Source organism: Metallosphaera cuprina Ar-4 (assembly GCF_000204925.1).
Taxonomy (GTDB): Archaea; Thermoproteota; Thermoprotei_A; order Sulfolobales; family Sulfolobaceae; genus Metallosphaera; species Metallosphaera cuprina.
Map to the genome: position 1 here is coordinate 1,236,452 of NC_015435.1, position 20,385 is coordinate 1,256,836.

General features: G+C 41.2%; 22 protein-coding genes. 7 read left to right on the forward strand and 15 right to left on the reverse strand.

The window, feature by feature from the left end:
- Positions 1-39 precede the first annotated feature (39 nt).
- Both MCUP_RS06380 and MCUP_RS06385 read left to right on the forward strand, forming a co-directional pair.
- Complete coding sequence (locus MCUP_RS06380) at positions 40-705, forward strand: HAD family hydrolase (RefSeq protein ID WP_013737966.1); 666 nt, start codon at positions 40-42, stop codon at positions 703-705.
- The gene (locus MCUP_RS06385) at positions 705-1,280 is read left to right on the forward strand and encodes an METTL5 family protein (protein WP_013737967.1); all 576 of its coding nucleotides are present in this window, start codon (positions 705-707) and stop codon (positions 1,278-1,280) included. Before MCUP_RS06380 ends, MCUP_RS06385 begins: the two co-directional genes overlap by 1 nt.
- Here the strand turns inward: MCUP_RS06385 and MCUP_RS06390 are convergent.
- The 6 genes from MCUP_RS06390 to MCUP_RS06415 form a co-directional block, all read right to left on the reverse strand.
- Positions 1,245-1,922: a phosphoglycolate phosphatase gene (locus tag MCUP_RS06390; protein WP_048057549.1), complete on the reverse strand. Its 678-nt coding sequence runs from the start codon at positions 1,920-1,922 to the stop codon at positions 1,245-1,247. The two genes, MCUP_RS06385 and MCUP_RS06390, sit on opposite strands and share 36 nt — an antisense overlap.
- On the reverse strand, positions 1,919-2,749 hold the full coding sequence (locus tag MCUP_RS06395; RefSeq protein WP_013737969.1) for a TIM barrel protein: 831 nt from the start codon (positions 2,747-2,749) through the stop codon (positions 1,919-1,921). Before MCUP_RS06395 ends, MCUP_RS06390 begins: the two co-directional genes overlap by 4 nt.
- A 99-nt stretch (positions 2,750-2,848) precedes the next feature.
- Entirely contained in the window at positions 2,849-4,321 is a 1,473-nt protein-coding gene (locus tag MCUP_RS06400) for a M61 family metallopeptidase (protein ID WP_013737970.1), read from the reverse strand.
- Positions 4,322-4,403: 82 nt separating this feature from the next.
- Complete coding sequence (locus tag MCUP_RS06405) at positions 4,404-7,373, reverse strand: FAD-binding and (Fe-S)-binding domain-containing protein (protein WP_013737971.1); 2,970 nt, start codon at positions 7,371-7,373, stop codon at positions 4,404-4,406.
- Positions 7,374-7,383: 10 nt separating this feature from the next.
- Positions 7,384-7,821: an HIT family protein gene (locus MCUP_RS06410; RefSeq protein ID WP_013737972.1), complete on the reverse strand. Its 438-nt coding sequence runs from the start codon at positions 7,819-7,821 to the stop codon at positions 7,384-7,386.
- 46 nt (positions 7,822-7,867) lie between these two features.
- On the reverse strand, positions 7,868-8,086 hold the full coding sequence (locus MCUP_RS06415) for a hypothetical protein (RefSeq protein WP_013737973.1): 219 nt from the start codon (positions 8,084-8,086) through the stop codon (positions 7,868-7,870).
- Between the two features lie 5 nt (positions 8,087-8,091).
- Here MCUP_RS06415 and MCUP_RS06420 point away from each other — a divergent pair, with 5 nt between their 5' ends.
- Entirely contained in the window at positions 8,092-8,742 is a 651-nt protein-coding gene (locus MCUP_RS06420) for a hypothetical protein (RefSeq protein ID WP_013737974.1), read from the forward strand.
- Positions 8,739-9,248: an NUDIX hydrolase gene (locus MCUP_RS06425; protein WP_013737975.1), complete on the forward strand. Its 510-nt coding sequence runs from the start codon at positions 8,739-8,741 to the stop codon at positions 9,246-9,248. The genes MCUP_RS06420 and MCUP_RS06425 overlap by 4 nt, the downstream gene beginning before the upstream one ends.
- Here MCUP_RS06425 and MCUP_RS06430 read toward each other — a convergent pair.
- Together MCUP_RS06430 and MCUP_RS06435 are read right to left on the reverse strand one after the other, a co-directional pair.
- A complete protein-coding gene (locus MCUP_RS06430; protein WP_013737976.1) occupies positions 9,220-9,879 on the reverse strand; it encodes a chlorite dismutase family protein in 660 nt (219 codons plus the stop codon). The genes MCUP_RS06425 and MCUP_RS06430 overlap by 29 nt on opposite strands.
- On the reverse strand, positions 9,869-11,110 hold the full coding sequence (locus MCUP_RS06435) for a hypothetical protein (protein ID WP_048057550.1): 1,242 nt from the start codon (positions 11,108-11,110) through the stop codon (positions 9,869-9,871). Before MCUP_RS06435 ends, MCUP_RS06430 begins: the two co-directional genes overlap by 11 nt.
- Positions 11,111-11,366: 256 nt before the next feature.
- On the opposite strand from MCUP_RS06435, the gene MCUP_RS06440 reads away from it, so the two are divergent.
- Positions 11,367-12,017, forward strand: a complete 651-nt coding sequence (locus tag MCUP_RS06440; RefSeq protein ID WP_013737978.1) for a uracil-DNA glycosylase — start codon at positions 11,367-11,369, stop codon at positions 12,015-12,017.
- Here the strand turns inward: MCUP_RS06440 and MCUP_RS06445 are convergent.
- The 5 genes from MCUP_RS06445 to MCUP_RS06470 all read right to left on the reverse strand — a co-directional run bounded on the left by MCUP_RS06445 (position 12,014) and on the right by MCUP_RS06470 (position 16,321).
- Positions 12,014-12,754, reverse strand: coding sequence for a class I SAM-dependent methyltransferase (locus tag MCUP_RS06445; RefSeq protein ID WP_013737979.1), 741 nt, complete (start codon positions 12,752-12,754; stop codon positions 12,014-12,016). The genes MCUP_RS06440 and MCUP_RS06445 overlap by 4 nt on opposite strands.
- A gap of 211 nt (positions 12,755-12,965) precedes the next feature.
- Entirely contained in the window at positions 12,966-13,814 is an 849-nt protein-coding gene (locus tag MCUP_RS06450) for a LysO family transporter (protein ID WP_013737980.1), read from the reverse strand.
- Positions 13,815-13,858: 44 nt separating this feature from the next.
- Complete coding sequence (locus MCUP_RS06455) at positions 13,859-14,101, reverse strand: ArsR/SmtB family transcription factor (protein ID WP_013737981.1); 243 nt, start codon at positions 14,099-14,101, stop codon at positions 13,859-13,861.
- A gap of 662 nt (positions 14,102-14,763) precedes the next feature.
- Positions 14,764-15,573: an NAD+ synthase gene (locus MCUP_RS06465; protein WP_048057552.1), complete on the reverse strand. Its 810-nt coding sequence runs from the start codon at positions 15,571-15,573 to the stop codon at positions 14,764-14,766.
- A 418-nt stretch (positions 15,574-15,991) separates the two neighbouring features.
- Positions 15,992-16,321 (reverse strand): PadR family transcriptional regulator, encoded by a 330-nt coding sequence (locus MCUP_RS06470; protein ID WP_048057553.1) that lies wholly within the window; start codon positions 16,319-16,321, stop codon positions 15,992-15,994.
- Between the two features lie 757 nt (positions 16,322-17,078).
- On the opposite strand from MCUP_RS06470, the gene MCUP_RS06475 reads away from it, so the two are divergent.
- Both MCUP_RS06475 and MCUP_RS06480 read left to right on the forward strand, forming a co-directional pair.
- On the forward strand, positions 17,079-17,603 hold the full coding sequence (locus MCUP_RS06475) for a hypothetical protein (protein WP_048057554.1): 525 nt from the start codon (positions 17,079-17,081) through the stop codon (positions 17,601-17,603).
- Positions 17,582-17,896 (forward strand): hypothetical protein, encoded by a 315-nt coding sequence (locus MCUP_RS06480; RefSeq protein WP_013737985.1) that lies wholly within the window; start codon positions 17,582-17,584, stop codon positions 17,894-17,896. The genes MCUP_RS06475 and MCUP_RS06480 overlap by 22 nt, the downstream gene beginning before the upstream one ends.
- 1 nt (position 17,897) lies before the next feature.
- Here the strand turns inward: MCUP_RS06480 and MCUP_RS06485 are convergent, their stop codons facing one another.
- Entirely contained in the window at positions 17,898-19,250 is a 1,353-nt protein-coding gene (locus MCUP_RS06485) for a vWA domain-containing protein (protein WP_013737986.1), read from the reverse strand.
- Positions 19,247-20,356 carry an AAA family ATPase gene (locus MCUP_RS06490; RefSeq protein ID WP_048057555.1) on the reverse strand — a complete coding sequence of 370 codons (1,110 nt, stop codon included), beginning with the start codon at positions 20,354-20,356 and terminating at the stop codon, positions 19,247-19,249. Before MCUP_RS06490 ends, MCUP_RS06485 begins: the two co-directional genes overlap by 4 nt.
- Between the last annotated feature and the right edge of the window lie 29 nt (positions 20,357-20,385).

Below are 20,385 nucleotides of genomic sequence, written 5' to 3' on the forward strand. Positions count from 1 at the left end.
AAGCTACAATTTTTTAATTGTAGACAGGTAAAACCCACTATGAGAACGGTTTTTGTAGATATGGGAGATACGTTAGTGAAATTCGTCCCAAGAATGCATGAAAGCGTTGCTAACGCCATGAGGGAACAGGGTATTGAAGTCACTGAAAAGGAAGTCTTTAGAGCCTTAATGAAACATATGGGCAAATCCAACTTCCCCCACCCAGATCACGATGGGCTGTCAAAACTAGACTTCGCAGACATATTTTATGAAATGGGGAGGCCAGTTGATCTTGAAGTTATAAAAAACCTCTCCTCAAGGAATTACTTATCAGATCGTTTTGAGCTTTACGATGACGCCATTCCATTCTTAAAAGAGTTGAAATCTAACAACGTTAAGGTTATTCTTGTTACTAACACTACCAGAAAGGTTCACACTATATTAAAAACCCTGGGGCTTTATCAATACTTAGATAGCGTGATAGCGTCCTGTGACGTGGGGGTCATGAAGCCCAACCCTAAGATTTTCTATCACGCTATGAAGGAGGCAGGAGACACTGGCGTTCACATCGGTGACGTATATGAGATAGATTATGTAGGAGCAAAGAGAGCGTATTTGGAACCGATTCTACTTGATCGCTTCGGCTTCTACGAGGAAATAAAGGAGAACAAGGTGAGCGATCTATATCAGGCTCTGGACTTACTAAAAGAAAAATTGAAATTTTGATGGAAAGCGTTCCTCCCCATCCTAAACCTAAATGGGAGTTAGAACAGTACTTAACACCTTCGTACATAGCTTCCACGATAGTTTGGACAGCTTACGTTAGGGGGGAGATAGAGAATAAAAGGGTGGCAGATTTAGGCTGTGGTACAGGAAGATTCTGCTTAGGTATATCCGCTTTAGGTGGACATTGCACTTGTGTGGACATAGATAGGGACTCGTTAGAGGTCGCTAAATCCACCCTCAGGACCATAGACGCTGAAGCTGAATTCGTAGAGGCTGACTGCAACAGTTTTAACGGGAGATTTGACACAGCGATACAGAATCCGCCCTTTGGGAATGCCGTAAGGGGGATTGATCTCAACTTCCTTAGGAAAGCCCTAGAGATTGCAAACACAGTGTACTCAATACACAGGAGTAACCCTAAATCTAGGGAAATTATAATCAGAGAAGCGAACTCTAAGGGATTCAAGGTCGAAACGATAGAGTTAGCCTTCCCCTTACTAGCGTATTACCCTTGGCATAGAGAAAAGGTCCATAAAATCCTAGTTGATATTTACTCTTTTAGAAAAGTTTCCTGAAAGGATCAGATCTAACAGTTCAGCCACACCTTCTCCATCTTCCTTCTCCGTGATGAAGTCAGCTTGCTCCTTTACTGACGAGAGAGCGTTACGAACAGCTACCTTAATGTCGGCTACTCTAAATAGGGCCTCATCGTTTTCTGCATCTCCCACGGCTATTATCTTTCCTTCGCTTTTAGACTCCTTAATAGCCTTAATTAGCCCTCTACCCTTATCTACACCTTCAGGCAAAATCATCGCGTCGCCCCTGTTCATTTCTACCCTTACGTTCCTTCCGAAATCTCTCGCTTCCTTCCACGAATTAACGTAAATTATAACTTCACCTAACGAATGCTTTACGCCGATCCTGTTAAGTTGCCTACTAATATCTTCCCTCAAGTCAAACCATCCCTCCGGCGCGTTGATGATTTTCCTTTCTCCAATTATTATCAAGGCTCCATTCTCTAAAACCCAGCCAGTTGGTCTCAGGTTCGGAGCTAGGACTTTTATGAACCTCTCCTCCCTCCCTGTAACTACGAAGAACTTAAAGAAATTAGAAAATTGGTTGATCTTAATGCTCAAATCATCCCTTAATTTAAAGGAATCCCTCTCGTGTGAGAGGGTTCTATCAAAGTCAGATGCCACAATCCACAAGGCTCTCATTCCAACTTGTAACCTAAGCTCTCTAATATGCTCTTCATAACTAATGCGTCCTCTTCCATCTTAGGGCTCTCGCATATCAACGTAATCGATATGTCTCTCTTAAGTAAGGTTTCTGCTAAGGGCCTAAAAGGAGGAGCGTTCTTGTCCACGGTCTCATGGACGTCTATAAATCTCCCCTTACTAAATTTCAGGGATTGAAAATGAGAATTGATGTGAGTTAAACGCAACTCTTTCTCAAGCCTACTCAATATCTCGTCGTAGTCTATTTTCCCTCCTTGTCGAGCGAAGGTGTGAGACCAATCTATGTAAGGGATGACGCCTTCGACCTCCTTCGAGATCCTTATAACTTCATCAATGGTGCCGAATGCGGTTTCCTTTGCCATGGTCTCCACACCTAACTTCACTCCGTCTATTCCGTTCTCCTTCATTTTGTCAATTATCTCGATTAGCGAGTCCTTAATCATGGAGTAACACTGCTCCTCAGAGAATCTCCCGTAATAGCCAGCATGTATGGCTATCGCATCGGCACCCATCTCATGAGCCCTCTCAACCGATTCGTAGATCCTCCTCTTAGAGGCCTCCACCTTGTCCCTTTCAGGAGAACAGAGATTGATGTAGTATGGAGCGTGAACGGATAGTCTCACTCCGTATTCCCTGGCAGCCTCGCCTAGCTCCCTTGAGGTCTTTAACGACATCTTCACACCTCTTACAAACTCAATCTCCATCGCGTTTAATTTGATTTTACTTATGAACTCTATAGCCTCCTTGCTTCCTTTACCCCTAAGCGAAATAGGTATACCGGCTGGTCCAAGATAGATGTTGACCATGTCCTAAAGAACCACCTCCTATTTATAAGATATTAACAAAGGGTTTCAAATCTGATGCCCATCTTAAGCTGTTAAGCGTAAATTAAATCTCGATAATAATTAAATTATATTTATTGTAGAGGTACCCTGTATTTCCTTGATTCCTAGAAATTTAGGCCCGTCAATTGTTACCTTCACCTTATGTCCAGGGCTCCTTCCTGGTCTGAGCGTCATTTCAATTAACCTACCTTCTCTGTTTACGATCAACCTGGCCTCCTTCACTTCTAGAGACCTAGAAGCTCCATTAACTCCTACTATCAAGTCTTGAGGCATTAGTCCTGCACTATCGGCCGGAGAGTTATCCTCTACGTAGACCACTCTATTACCCTCCAATATGACACCGAAATATTGGGACCCTTCATCAACTAATGAAACAGTAAGCTGCTCTTTTAGAAAATCAAGGATTATGGACGATGGGGAATAAATCATTTCCTCAAGCTCATCTATCCCCCTTGACTTGAGATATCTGTCTATATCGTGGAAGGTGTACCTCTCTGGTATGTTCCTGAATATTTCAAAAATACTCCCCCCTCTTTGCCTTAACTTAATATCTAAGAGCAGTCCTACCAATAGACCACCTTCATAATAAGATACCGAAGAGTTCAGAAAGTTCTCGTCCTGCCTATAATACTTGATCCAAGTTGTCCTTGAGGCTTCGGCTAAAGACGTTTTTTTCGCTCCTGGAAAAGTTAACTTAGATAAGGCGTTGGCGACGTATTTACCCGAATCGTCCGGATTTACGCTTCCCGTTTTGGTTGCAACGTACCATGCCACGTAGTCTGTTATACCCTCAGCGAACCAAAGTAACTCAGAGTAGCCCTCAGTCTCTAGATTTAACTCCATGTCTTTAGGTCTGAACTTCCTTACGTTCCATCTGTGGAAGTACTCGTGAGCTAAGAGTTGACTTAACTCGGATCTCTCCCAGTTAACCACAATGGCGGAGGAATCTAAATGTTCTATCCCTCCGTAGTTCCTATCTGACCTCCTGAAGAAAAATATATATCGTTCAGGCGATCCCATTTCATTATCTATCTCCCTTATTAAGGGTCTTATCTGCGAAACGTCTAGCTCATCAATTGTTGAGATTTCGTGATGATCGTCAATAACTATCCTCTTGAGATTAGGACTGGCTTGTATTGGAGAGTCTATGAAGGTTTCGTAATCGTCGGCACAAAAGTAATCTCCCTCTTTCTTTAAAGTGGTTGATATAGGCCAATCAATTAATATCTTGACACAATATCTTTCCTTTTTATCCTGAAATGGGAAAACGGCCGGAGGATTTATAAATAAATAGTCCTGAGTTGAGATTGCCTCTCTCTGATCTTTACTTGCTGCATACATCCTGTACTTAAAGTTCTCCTTAACGTAGAATTTGTTCTTCGAAACTCTCACTCCTTCGATATCAACTAAGTTACGCTCCAGTTCTCTGATTACGTACGAACCTGGTAAGTAAGTAGGAAACGTTACAAAGCCTTCTCTGCCCTCAGCCGAGACCTCAACGTATCTGGGTTTTGGAGTTACTTTGAAAATCACAATAGTAATGACTCTAGGCAAAATTAATGATTAATGTGGATCGCTGCATCCTAAAAATCTTAAATTAAAACGAGTTCTTAGATCATTTAGTGGAGACTATAGATCTCATCCTTCCCAGTTTATCCCTCAACAGCTCTAACAAGACTACAGTTAAGTCTTTATCTGAAAATTCATCTATAGATTTAGCTTTAATTTCTTGAACTAAATTAGAGACGATAGAATCTAAGGTTAAGGACATCAACAATCCGCCAAACTCCTTGACGTATGAGTTGAAGACCACGACTTTCTCAGTGCTATCGTCGCTGGCTTTCTTAGACGCTAAAGACGAAATGACGCTCCTAACGTTCGCTGCGGTTTCGTCCACGGCCTCAATTATTATCGGCTCAATTATCTTCTTGTACTCGTCCACTCCGGAAGAGAGGAAAGACACGGTATCGGCTATTAACGATGCCCTCTTCTTGAGGCTGTCTAATAGAGAGTTAGTTAGAGCGTCAAGGATTGCGTTCTTATCAGATTCGGGGACCTTATATGTCGCCTCTACGGTCCTCACTTCAGCCCCCACCTTTTGAGCCAAGTACTCTACAAGCGTTTTCGCATTAACGCCTACGCTTCTAAATTTAGCAGCTGCGAGCGGACATAGGGTAATTATGGTTCCGTACTTCTCTCCTATCGCTTTAGCCATCATGTCTGCCCTTTTCCCAACGTTCTTCTCTAACGTTGCGCCAGAACATCCCTCAATCTTCTTTACCTTAAATCCCTTCTCTCTAAGTCTCTTCAACACCTCGTCTGCGTAATCGCTTGAAAAGCACGCCACGTGAAGGTTTATCTCCTCTCCTCCTTCCATCTGAATAGATTTCAATAGTCTCAGCTCAATCGGGACTATTTCAAATCTCTGATTAAGGTTCACAAGCTTTGAGTACTCCTGATATCCTTCCTTGAACGTTTTGTAATCCTCAGGCGAAATTGTGATCAATTCCAAGACGTTAATGTTTTCTGAATTCTTTCTAATCTTTTCAATAAGTTCGTTTCCGTTACCGCTAATGTAGTCATTGAAACCGCTATCTAGTGACGTTCCGAATATCTTGACCTTAAGGCCTAGTCTCTTGAAAAGCTCCAACGCCGCAAACATTGTGGTTGGGTTATCAACCAAATATCTTCCAAACCATATCCCTATATCAGCTTGTTCCGATATTACCTCCTTATATTTATCAGGTATGGGTATCTCTACACTAGCCTCTTCAGGTATATTTCTAACTACCATGGAGCTGAGCCTTATCAACATGGAGGATATAGGTATCCTCGCGGGGCAAACGCCATCACATAGACCGCATTTGTGGCATCCTGAGATCTCCGCTATAGCGCTCTCTGGAACGTCTATCTTACCGTTGAGCTCAAAAGCAGATATCAAACCTTTGGTGAAATCAAACATACCCTTAGGGGCGTAAGGCCATTGTGGAATCAACTTATATTGCGGACAAACTGTAACGCACATGGCGCAATCTATACATTTTATTGCATAATCAGTGAACATATCAAGATATTTCTTAGTAACTTTATATCCTTCGATCTCACCACCTGGAGCGATCCTTTTAGCGAAGCCTATCCCAAACCTATATCTCATCGCTTCGTTCTGCTTCTTCACTATGTCTAATACTTCCTTAGCCCTATTCTTAGGCTCAAAGACCTTTCCAGGATTGAATATCTCGTTAGGATCCATTTCCTCCTTATACTTTTTCATCACCTCGTACCTGTCGATACCAACGTCCTGAAATACCTTGCCCATAGCCGTTAACCTGTTTTTGGCATACTTATGAACGAAAATGCCAACTGAAAGCATGGATCCTCCAACTTTTATGTACTGCTCCATCATCAGCGTGTTCTTAGCCAGCTCAAAAAGTATCTTCTTATCTACTGGAGTAAGCGAAACTTGAGTGAACGCGTTAACTAGGAGAGTCTCCCTTCTCTCCAGGTCTATATCCAGATCAAAACCTCCGTCAGGCGTAAGGTCCCCTAACTTACCTAAATTCTCCTGAATCCCGTCAACAAGGTCCTTTATCTTCGTGTAGTGAATCAATCCATGTTGATGGATTAGAAGCCCTTTTGTTCTCAGGGCCGCATTGACTCCATGATTAAAGGACCACCATCCAGTCCACTCTCCTTCAAAGGTCTTAGCTCCAGTGCTTTGAGCCACTCTATACAATTTAGGTTCAACAATTGAGGATACGTTTGAGGGGTACAAGACTACCATGTTCCATTTGTCTGGAGCTAATGAAGCCTTGAAATTTTGAGCGATATAACTCGAAATTGCAGGGCCTCTAACCTGAACGTGCCACGCTGGAATTGACTCCCTATAGAACTCGCCTATCCCTCTATAGGCCTGCTCAAAGTTATCGTAAGCTAACACCAGCGATTCGGTTGGGGCAAAAGGCCTCAGTCTAATCCCTGCCCTATATATCAGCCCTGTCGTACCCTCAGCTCCACAAACCAAGGCCAAGTCCTTGCCTTCCAGTCTGACTAGCTCCCCTTTAGGGTTCACCATATCAACGAAGGCTACGTTATCACATATGTAGCCGAATTGGTAAGATCCAACCCCCAAGGCATCTCCCGAAACTCCTCCCCCTACAGTTGAATCATAGGAGGAGGGAAAGGTCCTAAGCTGTAGGCCTCTGCCCTGCGCAGCTATATCAACTAACTTCCAGGTTGCTCCGGCCTCTGAGATCGCAACTTTAGTTGAGTCGTCTATCTCAACCTTATCCATTTTGGAGAAGTCTATCAGGATACCTCCGTCAGCCGGTATAGCGTTGCCATATCTATTAGTACCTCTACCATATGGCGTAATAGGAATGTTATATTTATTTGCAATTTTTACAATGTCAATTAAATCTTCCACATTTTTAGGATATACTACATAGTCAGGAATAATATTAATTTTTATTCCGGTCCACACTAGTTGTGGAACAAACCCCATGTCAGCGGTATGAGATAATCGCTCCACCAAAGAGTCGGAAAAGTTCTCCCCAAAACGTCCTTCCAGTTCCTCTCTTACACCCAATAACTCCACCTTAATTAATTTCTTTCTCTATGCTACTTTTGATATATTGACTTATAACTTTTTGCAAAGAGGTATAGTATGACTCTTCCTGCATTCTTCTTGGTACAAAATTAGAAAACATAGAGGGTAATATCTCCCAGCTAGGAATTATATGAACATGAGTGTGAAATATAACTTGGCCCGAGGTCCTACCAACGTTAGTTAAAAGTCTCACTCCCTCTGCGTTTAGGACCTCCTTTATTGACCTCGCGATGAAAACTGTCTTTTCAATCAGATGAGGGAGTAAAGATTTTTCTGTGGTTAGTATATCATTGAAATGCCTATTTGGCATAACGAGAGTATGGCCAGGTGCGCTTGGATATTTATCCAATATTGCGGAAACGTCCTTGTCCCTATACACAAAGTAACCTTCTTCGTTACCTGATATAATGTTACAGAACAAACACATGGTTTATATGAATAAAAATAAACGATTTAAACTTTGATTCCACGCGTTATATCTCGAACATGTATTTTCTGTACGACCCCTTATCCATTAACAGCTCCAACGTATGAGTACCCTTAGTATATAGGCCTTTCACATTCAGCACCATTTTCCTTTCCTTCTCTCCGTGAATCTCCTCTTCATAGTCTAGCACAGGCTGCCTATCTATATACAAAGCGATTAGCTTTGAGCCAATCATGCTTGGTTCAATTGGAATGAGAAGCTTCATTATAGATGAGATTAGGAGAGAAGATAAATAAAGCGATAACCCCCGTGATATTGATGCAGTATTACATACTAGCGCTAATCTTTGTACTCTCTTTCATATCTAACGCGACGCCGTTCTTCGGTGCACCTTACACTGTAATTGCCTCAACTCTCTTAATCCAGGAGGGAGTAAATCCATATAACTTCCTCGAGGTAGTGATAGTTTCTGGGATCGGATCTGCCATAGCGAAAAGCGTTATGTATATGATAGGTTACGGGTTGGGGTCTACGCTAAAGAATAACAAAAACGTCAAGTTCTTCCATCAATCTATCAAAGGGAGATCGTTTTATCTAGTTTTATTCCTAACGGCAATCTTACCGTTCTTTCCTTTTGACGACTTCGTGTTCCTAGTTGGAGGAGCCGGTAAAGCCTCTATAATTAAGATGCTCGAGATTACAATTTTTTCAAAGATACTTAAGAGTTCGATGGAGATAGGTATAGAGGTAACTGGCCTTATCCAGATAAGCAGGTTAACTGACATCCCGTCTGTAGAACTGGGTATAATTTCGTCCATATTGTTCGCCATTTTAGGTTTTCTTTTATTTAAGATAGATTGGGAAAAAATGTACAAAAGGGTAGAAAGGTACTTTAACGTGTCAGATAGGAATAGCACATGAAAATATTCTCAGGTAAGAAGTTTGAGGTGCACGTAGAGAAGGTCTCCTTACCTAACGGAAAAGAGAGGCAGCTAGAGTACGTTAAACATAGAGGATCGGTCGTCCTCGTACCTTTGCTTGAGGACAAGGTAATCATGATCAAACAATATAGACCGGTGATAGGGAAATGGATATATGAGTTCCCTGCTGGAACAATAGATGAGGGAGAGGATCCAGAAACCACAGCCAAGAGGGAGTTGATAGAGGAGACGGGTTATGAGGCGGGTTCCCTTACTAAACTGCTGTCTTTCTACCCCTCACCAGGCATAACTAATGAGGTTATGCACCTTTACCTAGCGTCTGACCTAAAGTACGTTGGGGCAAGACCTGAGGAGTACGAAGTGATTAAGGTTGAGCCCATGGAATTCAAGGATCTGGAAAACCTGGTTATCAACGGTTCAATAGAGGACGGTAAGACCATCATTGGCGTACTCTACGTTAAGTATAAAGGTGTTCTAAATCTATGAGCTCTCCAGTTATAAGAGGCTCTTCCTTAACTATCCATTTCCTAGCCCTCACTTGTCTAAGCGCTTCGACTACTTCCACCCAATCAGAGAGAGAGTCCATCTCGTACAGGACTACGAACTCGTAATCAGCTAAACCAAACGAGTAAGTAGTGTAGGACTTTATTCCCTTGTTTGCCGCGTGCTCCTTCGCTACCTTAATGTGTTCTCTCATAACGTCCTCCCTTTCCTGAAAAGGAAGGAGATACCACTCAACATCTTTCTTCATCGGGTAGGCTACAAAATACCTTAGAGGAGGTGACTTCAACGTTTCCCTGACGTCGAAGTTTCCCCTTGTGTAAGGAGACGGTTTAAATATCGAGAACAGAACTATGTCCTCATCTGCGTATCCCTTAAGGGCAGAGAGGATTGAACTTCTGAACCTCATTAGCGATGAGGTATCGTCTCCACTCAACCAGTAAACTATCGATGAGGGCCTATTTACACTAACGTACCTCTTTATTGAAATCAAATTGTGCTGGTTCTCGATCTCTTTCACTAAGCTAATTATCTTAGACCTCTCTCCCTTATTCAATGACCACCATTTTGGAAGTAACTTTATCGAGAAAACGTGCATGTAAATTTCATTTGTCATTTCTCATCAACTCCGAGGATATATCAGAGTAAATAATTAACGCTTCCTCTAAAGTCATAAGATAACCGATGAAGTATCCAGATATAGAGCTCTTGATTAGCTCATCGAGTATCTCATAACCGTCAGAAGTGGGACCGTTAGCTATCCTGCTCACTATCTGATCGAACTCCTCTTTATCCTTGGCAACTACAAGGAACGCTAAAGGAACCACCCTTATACCAAGATAAACGTCGCCTGAGCCGTATTGAGGTTTGTAGTTTAGAAGCTCCTTCAACAAAGGTTCCTTTAGCGCGTCGTCAGTATTGAAGGTTATACCTTTCCTCTCTAACATCTCTCTTCCCTTCCTGGAGAGCTTATGGAGCTCTTCGTTTAACATGTTTAGAGGAACGGCGTGATTACCTAACAAGATCTCAACCCCTCCTTCGTCTGAAAGCTTTTCAACGTAAAGGAGCGCTCTCAGACTCTTAGTTAACTTCCTCTTATTTTTTATGATAATTTTCTTATTTGTTACCTCGTATATAGATGGAGAAGGAAGGAAACCCAGAAAGTACTTAAAGATCATTGCTACGTAGAACTTTGACCCATCTTCTGTTGTAATCTCCTTGGGTGATGGAATGTCTGTATTGGATTCCCTATATACAACAGTCGCATCGTCCATTGAGACTAGGGATTTAACGTAAGCTTCAAAGTCGTCAACTTTCTCTCTCCTTTCCTCAACTAATTGCCCTAACTCGTTATATATTCTTATTAAGGGAAGATCAGAGGAGGTATCCATGTATATCTGAAGTAGAGGAAAAGTGTCCTCCTTTCTGATAGCTGTAGCCGCATAAATGAACGAAGAGAACTTTATTATGCCAATAACGACTTTAGAGTCTATTTCCTCTGATAACGCTGCATGTTTAGACGCGGCCAAAGCTAACTTCTCAATGTCATACCATGCGTCGCTTAGTATCAAGTCTTCCACTTCATCGGCTTTTTCTCCTCCATATCTGAACACTATTGCCTCAGCGTTAAGTTCCTCAGCTACCTCCTCTATTACCTCCTTAATTAACGTGCTTATCTGTGGAATGGGAGGTATAATATAGTGATCGTTCTCTAATGTTTTATGAACGTGAACTCCATTATCTTGAAGTGATATTGTCATTATATCTTTTTCAGTACCGGCCGAATCTACTAGTAAACACCTTACCTTCGGTATCTCAGGATCTGATACCACTTGCAAAATACTCAATTTCCCTACCTGGACTAGATATCATATAGGTTTAATGAGTAGAAAAACCTTTCCCGAAGATTTTCTACCCGTTACAGGCCTCAATGATGCTTAGGAAGAGATTAAATCTGACTTATCATTTGCTAATGAGAAACAAATTTTGTGAAAAGTTATGAAGAGATAAGGTAAGAGGGCGTATCAGATGCTTAATATCAATTAAGGTCTTAGACCTAATAGTTAATTAGGCTTTAACGTGACGATTGAAAATGAAGTTGTAATGAACGACATTTCGTTTTTAGAGAACAGGTTAATCAATTGCGATCTTTGCAAGAGGCTAAGGTCGTTTTCGGAGTACGTAGCTAGGTTCGATAAGAGATACGATGAGCAGTATTGGGGAAAACCTGTCCCAGGCTTTGGAGATAAAAACGCGGTTCTCCTAATCCTGGGTCTAGCGCCGGCTGCGCATGGGGGAAATAGGACAGGAAGACCTTTCACAGGAGATGAGAGCGGGAAATGGGTGATAAAGGGTTTGTACGAGCTAGGTCTATCAAATTTGAAAGAAGGGAAAAACAGAAACGATGGACTTGTTTTAAAACACGTTTACTTGACCAACGCGGTGAGCTGTGCTCCACCGGAAAATAAGGTAAACATGAAGGAGATCAAAAACTGCTCCACGAACTTGAAGTTTACAATTGAAGCCCTATCAAATCTTAGGTCAATCTTGACGCTTGGCCAGGTGGCTTTCAGGGCTCTAGAGATAGTGTTAAACTTTCGAGAACAATTTCGTCATCTAAACGTAATAAAAGTATGCGGGAAATACGTTATCTCAAGCTATCATCCGAGCCCCCTAAACACTAGAACTGGAAAGCTATCCTGGACAGAATGGATGGACACGTTACGCTACGCGTGGGAACTCGCGAACGCCTAACTTGGAGATAAAACGAGGGTCATCTGCGGGTCACCAATCTCGTAGGGTTTCCACGAGTAGCCAGAGAGTATATCCTCAACCCTGAACCCTGCCCGCTTTGCCATTTTGACTACTTCATGCAAACTGTAATACCTTTGGCTATACTCTAACGAACCGACTTCGTTTCCCTTTTTGTCAAGGTATTTTCTTACGACTTCTACCCTAGAGGTTGTGGGCTCAAACCTAGATATGTCGACAACCATGTATGGAGGAACGTAAGAGTACCTAACGTCTGGTAAATTATATATTAAATAATCCCTACTATCTAAATTTACGATAGCCATCCCCTTTGTTACTGTCCTGATCGAGAACAGGATGTCCATGTCGTCCTCATCGTTATAATATCCTAAACTATTAAACAAGTTCAATACTATGTCATACTTTTCATCCTTAACGGTGTCAGACAGCCTCCTCATGTCCCCTTTTACAAACTTAGCCCCTGTAACGTTCTTCTTAGCTATCTCAAGCATTCTTTCTGAGATATCAATCCCAGTTACGTTAAATCCTTCATTAACTAAGAAGTAACTTACCCTTCCTACTCCGCAAGGTACATCGAGCACGGTTTTTCCTAGATTATAGCGCTGCGATAACTGTTTAATCCAGTTAGCCCATTTGTTACCTTCGTCCCATATCTTTACCATCTCACTTATATAGAAATCCGATTCAAATATCTTGAATATTATCTCATTATTGGACATTTAATTCACCTTTTAACATATGATAGTTTTTATTCTAAGATATTTTTCTAACCCCATAAGATAATAGTTGATCTCTGAGACCACGTTATCTCTGTTTAAACCGAAGAAGTTTGATCTAAACATGATTAGAGACTCGAGGTACTGAATTAAAACTTAATGGTTTCGCGATTAATTTGCCTTAGTCTAAATGTGGCTCCCAATTCAGTGAAGGTTAAATTGAAATTGTTAGAGGTAAAATTATTGGTATAACTAACGTTAACAATGCGCCACTTATCATAGCGCTTAGCGAATACTCCCCACTAAATATTGATGAATACAAACCTAGTGTTGTGTCCATAGATGTTGCTCCCCCTATGGCAATGGCAGAGTACGGGTTAGGCCTTACTTTAACCAGCAATGGGACGATAAGAAAAGTGATCTGTTCTCTAAAGAAGTTGATAAGGAACGCTACGACTCCATAAACAGGCCCGTAATAGGTTGACACTATAGGCCCAGTATAGCTGTACCAACCTGCTCCCATAAACATAACGATAGCCAGTTTTAAGTTTGGCAATAGGCCTAGTTCATAAGACAGCCCAGCGCAGGCCAATGCTCCGAGTATTACCACTATAATTGTGACTAAAGCCTCCTTGGTTACGTTAAAGATTGCCCTTAGTTTTATCTCACTACCCATATTAAATCCTATAATTAACGCCAAGGCATACAGCTCATAGTTTATGATCGTCCCGAAGGGTAAAGAGGGTCTTACGAAGAAACCAAACGCAAGTCCCACAACTAGGGGTATGCCATACTTTAGTTGAGTTAAAACTAAATTGGATTGACCTTTGACTGTGGTCTCTTTATTAAAAGCCAATCCAACACCCAGTGTAGTTAGAACTACTAAAAACGCCATAACAATGGACCCTATCAGAACGTTAGCTAACGTCTCTCCCGATCCTATCTGTGATCCTCCCCAAAAGGCTATGGAAAATATCAAAGTCAATACTATTGCGTCCCCAATTTTAGGAAAGGATCTCTTGATAACCTTACCTATAACTAGAGCCATAACGTAAATGGCCATAAAAACTATTGAGAAATTCACGCTTTAAAAAAGGAAACCTTGGTTTATATTATTTTCAGTGATAGCGCGCTCTTGGTGGCGAGATAAAGCTGTTTGCTTCCTAACGTCTTATGGTTTACAAGCCCAGACCTCTCTAGCAAATCTAAATGATATCTTACAGTTGAGTAATTTAAATTAAGTTTTTTTGCCAAATCATATGCAGTAGTTGGATTGATATATAATTGCTCTAGTATTTTTTTCCTTGTATCCCATCCTTTTCCACTTAAGACTTCATCTAACTTTCTCATGTCATATCTTTACTTGCCACTGTATATCTTAATCCTAACGTCTAGAAAAGATATTAAATTGTTTAGAACAGTGACAAAATACTATCGAATCGATATAATCTTATAACCGTGTTTGAGAAAATTAGAACGGATTTCTTTCAATATATTTTAAAAAGTTAAGGACTAATAATCCAACTATAAGAATTATCCCTATGAAATAAAAACTGCCATGTAGTGCTAATAGCAATAACATCAATATTGTTATTGGTATAAATGATTTACTAACAAACAAATTAAAGCCGGATAATAGAATTGCTCCAAATATCAGTAAAGGAAAAACTAATGATAGTAACAGGAGTATGATCATTAAGATAAGTGCAAATAACCTCAAAATATCAGTTTTCTGAGATATCACAATATCACTGTACTTGAATGAGATTTAAATATTATCTAACCTTAATGAAACCTTCTGTGAAATATCTACGTTCCGAAACTAACACGATTACGTAAGATCTTAAACCTGTAATGAGCTGTTGAGCATTTACGTTTTAATTAATCTGCTTTATTGTGAACAGAAAAGATTCCAGTTCAAATCGATTGAGGGAACAGTAAAACGTGTGTGCCCACAAAAGATCCCAATGTGAATCTAATATTAGGAATTTATTATTTATTATACAAAAGGATTAAGATGAATATAGTTGCTCTAATCTGAATATCTCTGGCGGTTTTCTCTTATGCTCTGACTTCCCTATCATGGCCCTAATTTTTGAGACTAAGCTTGGCTCCACTCCAAGGATATCTACTATTTCAGGATCGGATTTTCCTTTCTCTATGAGATATAGAATAGGGTCGGCCGCCTCATAGCTGACTCCTAACTCCTCCTCAGCACTTTGCCCTTCCCAAAGGGCAGGCGAACTCGGCTTCCTTACTATGTTCTTTGGCAAATTTAGGTACTCGCCCAGTCTCCTAACCTGTGTTTTAAACAGATCCCCTATAGGTAAAACGTCAACTCCTCCATCTCCATACTTTGTGAAATATCCAAGTAATAGTTCGGATTTGTCTCCGGTTCCTATAACTAGATAGTCTAGCTTTTGGGCAAACGCGTATAGAAGAATCATTCTAGTCCTGGCCTTCACGTTACCTACAATAACTTTATCGTTAACATCTACCAACTTTGAAAACCTCTCCACAACATCGTCTATCCAGATTACCGATCTCCTGTCCTTACCGTTCAGCAAATCTGTGAGCGCTAAAGCGTCTTCTAAGTCCTCCTTCGGAGTGCTTTTAGATGGCATTATAAGAAAATAGAAATTATCAACAGCTTTTGATAACAAAGTTGCGGTTACAGCTGAATCTATTCCTCCACTAACGCCTACTACTCCTCCCTTCTTACCAGATTTTATTATGTAGTCCCTCAATCTTAGTATTAAACGGCTAGATAGTTTTGCATAATCCAGATCTAGAATATCCCTCTCTAATGACCTCTGTTCCACATTCTATATTCTTCGCACTTGTACTTAACCTTTATCTAAAAAGGTTTTCAACACGTTTTACATCACTAAAGTTTGAATAACAACTGATAGATGATTTTAGGGACTGAAACTAATAACGAGGAGTCGTGATGTGCAGTTGGGTCATGAGCTAGATGGTAAAAGGTACATGTTCTTGAACCTCGCCGCTCTTCTCATCCTCCGGTTTAATCTGAGAACTCATCAAGCTCCTAACGGGTAACAATCCCCCTCTACGTGTTACTCAGTTGGGGCGTTTAATTACCCTCTTAAGTTCTTGTTTCCTACCTATGATAGCGTTTTGGTTAATTACTTAAATTTTTATCTATATCAATATCTGCCTTTCTTCATTAAAGCTGTAGTCAGTGACTACCTAGCTCAGCGAAGATCGGCTTAACCTAATCTATGACTTATAGTATTCTAATATCTCTCTTATTATTTCGTCAGCGTTGGCTAAAATATGCAGATGATTTCTTAAGAACAGCTTTCCATCTTCCGTAACCGTATAGTACGTTTTCCCATCTTTCATGTATGGGGACAATATACCGTTTCTTACCATCCTCTTCAGAGTTGTATACATCACTCCGTGTGGTATCCTTTTCTTGTGCAACCCTTCTACCTTCAATTTTATTTGATAACCATACATGTCCCCATAACGGCAAATTATGTAGACAACTATAACCTGCATCAGTCCCCTAATTATCATCATCTTGGGAGTCTCTTTGTATGGCAATCTATCACGCTATTAAGTAGCTCTAAATGGAATTATAAACCTTTAATTTTGAATAAAATGTATTAATTAATTAATCTTCTCTAGAAAGAAAAGGAATATGAACTACGAACTTAAGTGAGATCTATATCAGATCTATTACGAAATGACCGGAATCGGATATCAACATGTTAGTTTTCAAATTTTAGACTATTGAATATCTCGTAATTTGATATAATGAGGAAAGATCAATGCCCTAAAGCCTTAGAACGAGAGTTTTACCGAAGAGCTTAGAGACCCAATACGTGCCAAATCAATCCTTAAAGAGGCTCATAAAATGAAATTCCAATGTTAGGATCGTTCGTTCCTCTTGACTTAAGGTTTCGCCATATCATTTCTTAAAAATGGAGGATTAATTTATATCTACGTCAGAGTTTCGCTTAACCGAGAAGTAGGACGTTATGCTCATTACGATTAGATCGTACGGATTCTACCTAGTTGATAATTTAGAAGACTTGAAATAGCCTCGAACAAGTTAGCTTAGTCTTCTCCTAAATTAAGAGTTGTTTTATGTCTTTTTAGACGTATCATAGGCCGGCTAATAACTTAAAGGTCTTCAGAAACGCTACGATTTTTAATCTATTTGTCCCATCAACATCGATAGCATGTTAGTGGTTAATAGCCTAGCCTGCACGTGTTAATACCTTTATTTCAATAGTATTATAAGGGCTGGTAGTTTAAACGCCATCCTTAGTCAAAATGGAGAATTAGGTAATCTGGATTGAGCGTAGATGTTGATAGTAAGTTGAACTTCCCTCAATCTGTGGTCGAGGGTTCCGGGGAGGCCTTAGCTCACATTGTGGCAGCCGCCTCGATTCTGAAGTCTATGAATGAACTTACCTTAGATAGCGTTGAGATAGTTAGAAAATACGTTGACAATTGGATCATGAGTGTTGTGCCTTTAGATTATGTTCCTGGAATGGCGGAATTTCTAGGAGGAAAATTGAGGAGAAGTATCCTAGATGTGCTAGATGAGATAAGCGAGGAAGAGTTAGGACAGACCTTAGAGATGATACCCCCGATTAAGAGATCGATAGATGAGGGAGACGTCCCGTTAGATTTCGCCGAGGCCGAGGTTAGAATGGAGAGGGTGCTCAGGAGTTTAGGCCTAGAGGTGAACGAACTAGGAAGATTCTTAGAGAACCTGGCTATCCTCGAGAAGATGAAAAGATTGATTACCCTATTCGTGTTGGCCATAGGTATATCTTCAGTCCGTGATAGATTATGGATAGTGGAGTCTCAATAGCTGCGGAGAAGTTAGTTGAGCTAACGGCAAAGTACGCCTCTCAAATTACAGTTAAGGATGAAGAATACGTTAGGGCAGTAGGTTTCTCCTCCAAGGAAATGGCCAAGAGAGTAGTTGGCAGGGTGAGCCTTTGGCTCATTTCCCAAGAGACCAACCTTCTGTACTGCAGGTTATGTACGAAGGGTCCATTCACAAAAAGAGGAATGTTCTTGCATTTAACTAGAATGCATCACGCTGAAATAAAACTTCTTTTAGAAGAGGAGATAAAGAAAGAGATTAAAGCTGTCCTTTGAGTTAGGATTCAACTACCCTTAAGAGATCTCCTTGGTCTAAGCGATACACAACAAAGTAGTTGTCAGAAACCCTCTTTAGGTCGGCGTTATCTCCCCTTATCATTACGCTTATCAAGGTCGCGTTAGCTTCCTTCAACGACCTCCTGACTGTAGTCTCGGCTATCTTGTCCTCTCCGTCCGTCAATATTATCACCTCGCTAACGCCTCTCACGTGGCCGTCCTTTATGTCATCGCACGCAGACATAACTGACCTGGAGATATCTGTCCCCCCTCCTCCCCTTATCTTACCTATGTATTCAACCATTTTAATGACGTCCTTACTTTTAGCATTCTTGATCACCTTTATTAAGGGATAGGGGATGTTATCAAAGAACCTTAAGTAGAAGTCCCTGTTTTCACGTCTTGCCCTACTGTATAAAGCTAAGGCCACTGCCTTGGCCCACAATATCTTCTCCCCATCCATGCTTCCGGATTTATCCAACAGCAAATATATGGGCCCTAACGTTTCTTTGATTTGTTTTTGATACAGAAGAAGCTGGCTCTCAGCTAACTTGACGTCGAAAACCTCTTCAGGTAAGGCCAGCTCCGAAGGGACAAGCCTCTCAATATCTGAACCCTCCTCATAACCAAATAGCTCACCTTTAGAGTACCTTGCCGTCTTCTTCTTAGTGAAACTTCCGAGTCTAGGTATCCCGCTCAAAAACTCCAAGATCTTCTTTATCTCTGTGTTCCTTGCTAGTCTTAACACGTCATGTATATCTCCCTCAAAGTTCATCATAGATCCTGTACCGGCACCGTTACCTCCCACTATCCTCTGCATACTTTTTACTGAGTTTGAGTCCTCAGTAGCTTTGGCCATCGCCTTCTCATGAACTTGTTTCATTAACTTGTTAGTCGCTTGACTCTGTTGTTGGTTCTGATTCTGTTTTCCCTCCTTTCCTTGGCTACCTTTCATTAACCCGTTTAGGATCTGCTCCGCTGCCTCCCTCTCCTCTTGAGACTGGGAGGTCCTCCTAATTCTCTCTAGTTCCTCGATCAGGTTCTGAACGTAACTTACCGAGAGGGCCATACTAACAGCGGAGTTAGCTATTGAGTAGTTTCTGTTCCTGTTTACGATCTCAGATGACATAGTTAGGTCTATTAAGGAGTATTTCACGGCGTCACTCTGTTGAATTTCCTCCTTTGTCTTAACTATAGGAAGAGGAAGATAATGAACATAAAACGTATCAATGAGGAAAAGCGGATCTACGTTAGTTTCCCTACCTGATACCTTCCTTAGGGTACCTAAGATCCTCTCGCCTCTGTATTTGACTATTGGACTCTCATAATCAATCCCTCTAAGGAGACCTGTCATGTGTAAATCCCCAGCTTCCTACCAACTTTCTCAACTAACCGATCTATTTCCGAACCAACCTCTCTGGAGAACTCCTCGACTTTCTCATCCCCACTCTCTTTACCTAATGAGATAACTCTGTCCTTAGTGGCCCTCAAACTTCTGATCAGATCTATCAGCCTAGGATCAGACTCGTTAGCGGCGTCCACGTATTTTCCGGCCTCCTTTATGTTGTTAAATATCTCGTTTAGTTCTCTCATGTACTTTATCGGCGTCTTAAGTTCCTCGGACAGCAAAGCTGAGACTTTTTCGAAGTCGTCAAGTTCCCTTGGGGCTATGTATTTGAGCACCACCAGATCCTCCTCAGTAGCCTTAGTCCTTGAGTTAAGCAAGGCGTGAGCTGAAACTATCTTTAAGACTTTACCTTTCCTTCTATCAGTCAAGTGAACTCCTTTCTCCTCAAGCATAACGTAGAGCTTCAATAACTTTGACTTGACCTGAGTTAGGTCAACTTCTGAGATCATGCTGTATAACCTGTCAAGGTCTTGCACTGTCATCACGTGCTCATTTACCTTCCATTTGTCTGTGAACTCAAGGTTCCATGAGGACTCTATAAGGTCCTTCCACATGTCCTCTCCTATAGGTTTCGCGTAATGCCTAAGTAGTAACCTGTCGTAAAGCGCTTCCAACTCTGGTTCATCAGGAACTCTGTTACTTGCAGTTATTAGGGTCCTCAAAGGTACTTTTATAACGTTGTAACCATCGTATATTACCCTTTCATTAAGAAGGGACAACAGGGCGTTCAGTATTGCGGAGTTTGCGTTAAATATCTCATCAAGGAAGGCTAGTTCACTCTCAGGAAGCCTTTCTTTGGTAATTCTCCTGTACACGCCCTGCCTTAACGCGTTAACGTCTAGAGCTCCAAACAGTTCAGCTGGTTCAGTGTACTTAGTTAACAAGTACATGAAGAATTTAGCGTTTAAGAGATCCGCCGCTCTTCTAGCTAGTGCGGACTTGGCCGTCCCGGGCTCGCCTATTAAGGCTATGTGTTCTTTAGTAAGTAAAGCTAGCGTTATGACTTTAGCCTCCTCCTCTCTTCCCACGAAGGGCGCATAGAGGGATTCCATAAACTTTTTCGGAAGTTCAAGGAGTGAAG

Coding starts and splice junctions, on each gene's coding strand:
- MCUP_RS06485 (WP_013737986.1), bottom strand. CDS start 19,250: ATGACAGGTCTCCTTAGAGGGATTGATTATGAGAGTCCAATAGTCAAA.
- MCUP_RS06455 (WP_013737981.1), bottom strand. CDS start 14,101: ATGAGAAAGTTAGATGAAGTCTTAAGTGGAAAAGGATGGGATACAAGG.
- MCUP_RS06420 (WP_013737974.1), top strand. CDS start 8,092: ATGAGATTAGGAGAGAAGATAAATAAAGCGATAACCCCCGTGATATTG.
- MCUP_RS06385 (WP_013737967.1), top strand. CDS start 705: ATGGAAAGCGTTCCTCCCCATCCTAAACCTAAATGGGAGTTAGAACAG.
- MCUP_RS06415 (WP_013737973.1), bottom strand. CDS start 8,086: ATGAAGCTTCTCATTCCAATTGAACCAAGCATGATTGGCTCAAAGCTA.
- MCUP_RS06450 (WP_013737980.1), bottom strand. CDS start 13,814: ATGGCCATTTACGTTATGGCTCTAGTTATAGGTAAGGTTATCAAGAGA.
- MCUP_RS06430 (WP_013737976.1), bottom strand. CDS start 9,879: ATGACAAATGAAATTTACATGCACGTTTTCTCGATAAAGTTACTTCCA.
- MCUP_RS06440 (WP_013737978.1), top strand. CDS start 11,367: ATGAACGACATTTCGTTTTTAGAGAACAGGTTAATCAATTGCGATCTT.
- MCUP_RS06395 (WP_013737969.1), bottom strand. CDS start 2,749: ATGGTCAACATCTATCTTGGACCAGCCGGTATACCTATTTCGCTTAGG.
- MCUP_RS06410 (WP_013737972.1), bottom strand. CDS start 7,821: ATGTGTTTGTTCTGTAACATTATATCAGGTAACGAAGAAGGTTACTTT.
- MCUP_RS06490 (WP_048057555.1), bottom strand. CDS start 20,356: ATGGAATCCCTCTATGCGCCCTTCGTGGGAAGAGAGGAGGAGGCTAAA.
- MCUP_RS06425 (WP_013737975.1), top strand. CDS start 8,739: ATGAAAATATTCTCAGGTAAGAAGTTTGAGGTGCACGTAGAGAAGGTC.
- MCUP_RS06390 (WP_048057549.1), bottom strand. CDS start 1,922: ATGAGAGCCTTGTGGATTGTGGCATCTGACTTTGATAGAACCCTCTCA.
- MCUP_RS06445 (WP_013737979.1), bottom strand. CDS start 12,754: ATGTCCAATAATGAGATAATATTCAAGATATTTGAATCGGATTTCTAT.
- MCUP_RS06380 (WP_013737966.1), top strand. CDS start 40: ATGAGAACGGTTTTTGTAGATATGGGAGATACGTTAGTGAAATTCGTC.
- MCUP_RS06480 (WP_013737985.1), top strand. CDS start 17,582: ATGGATAGTGGAGTCTCAATAGCTGCGGAGAAGTTAGTTGAGCTAACG.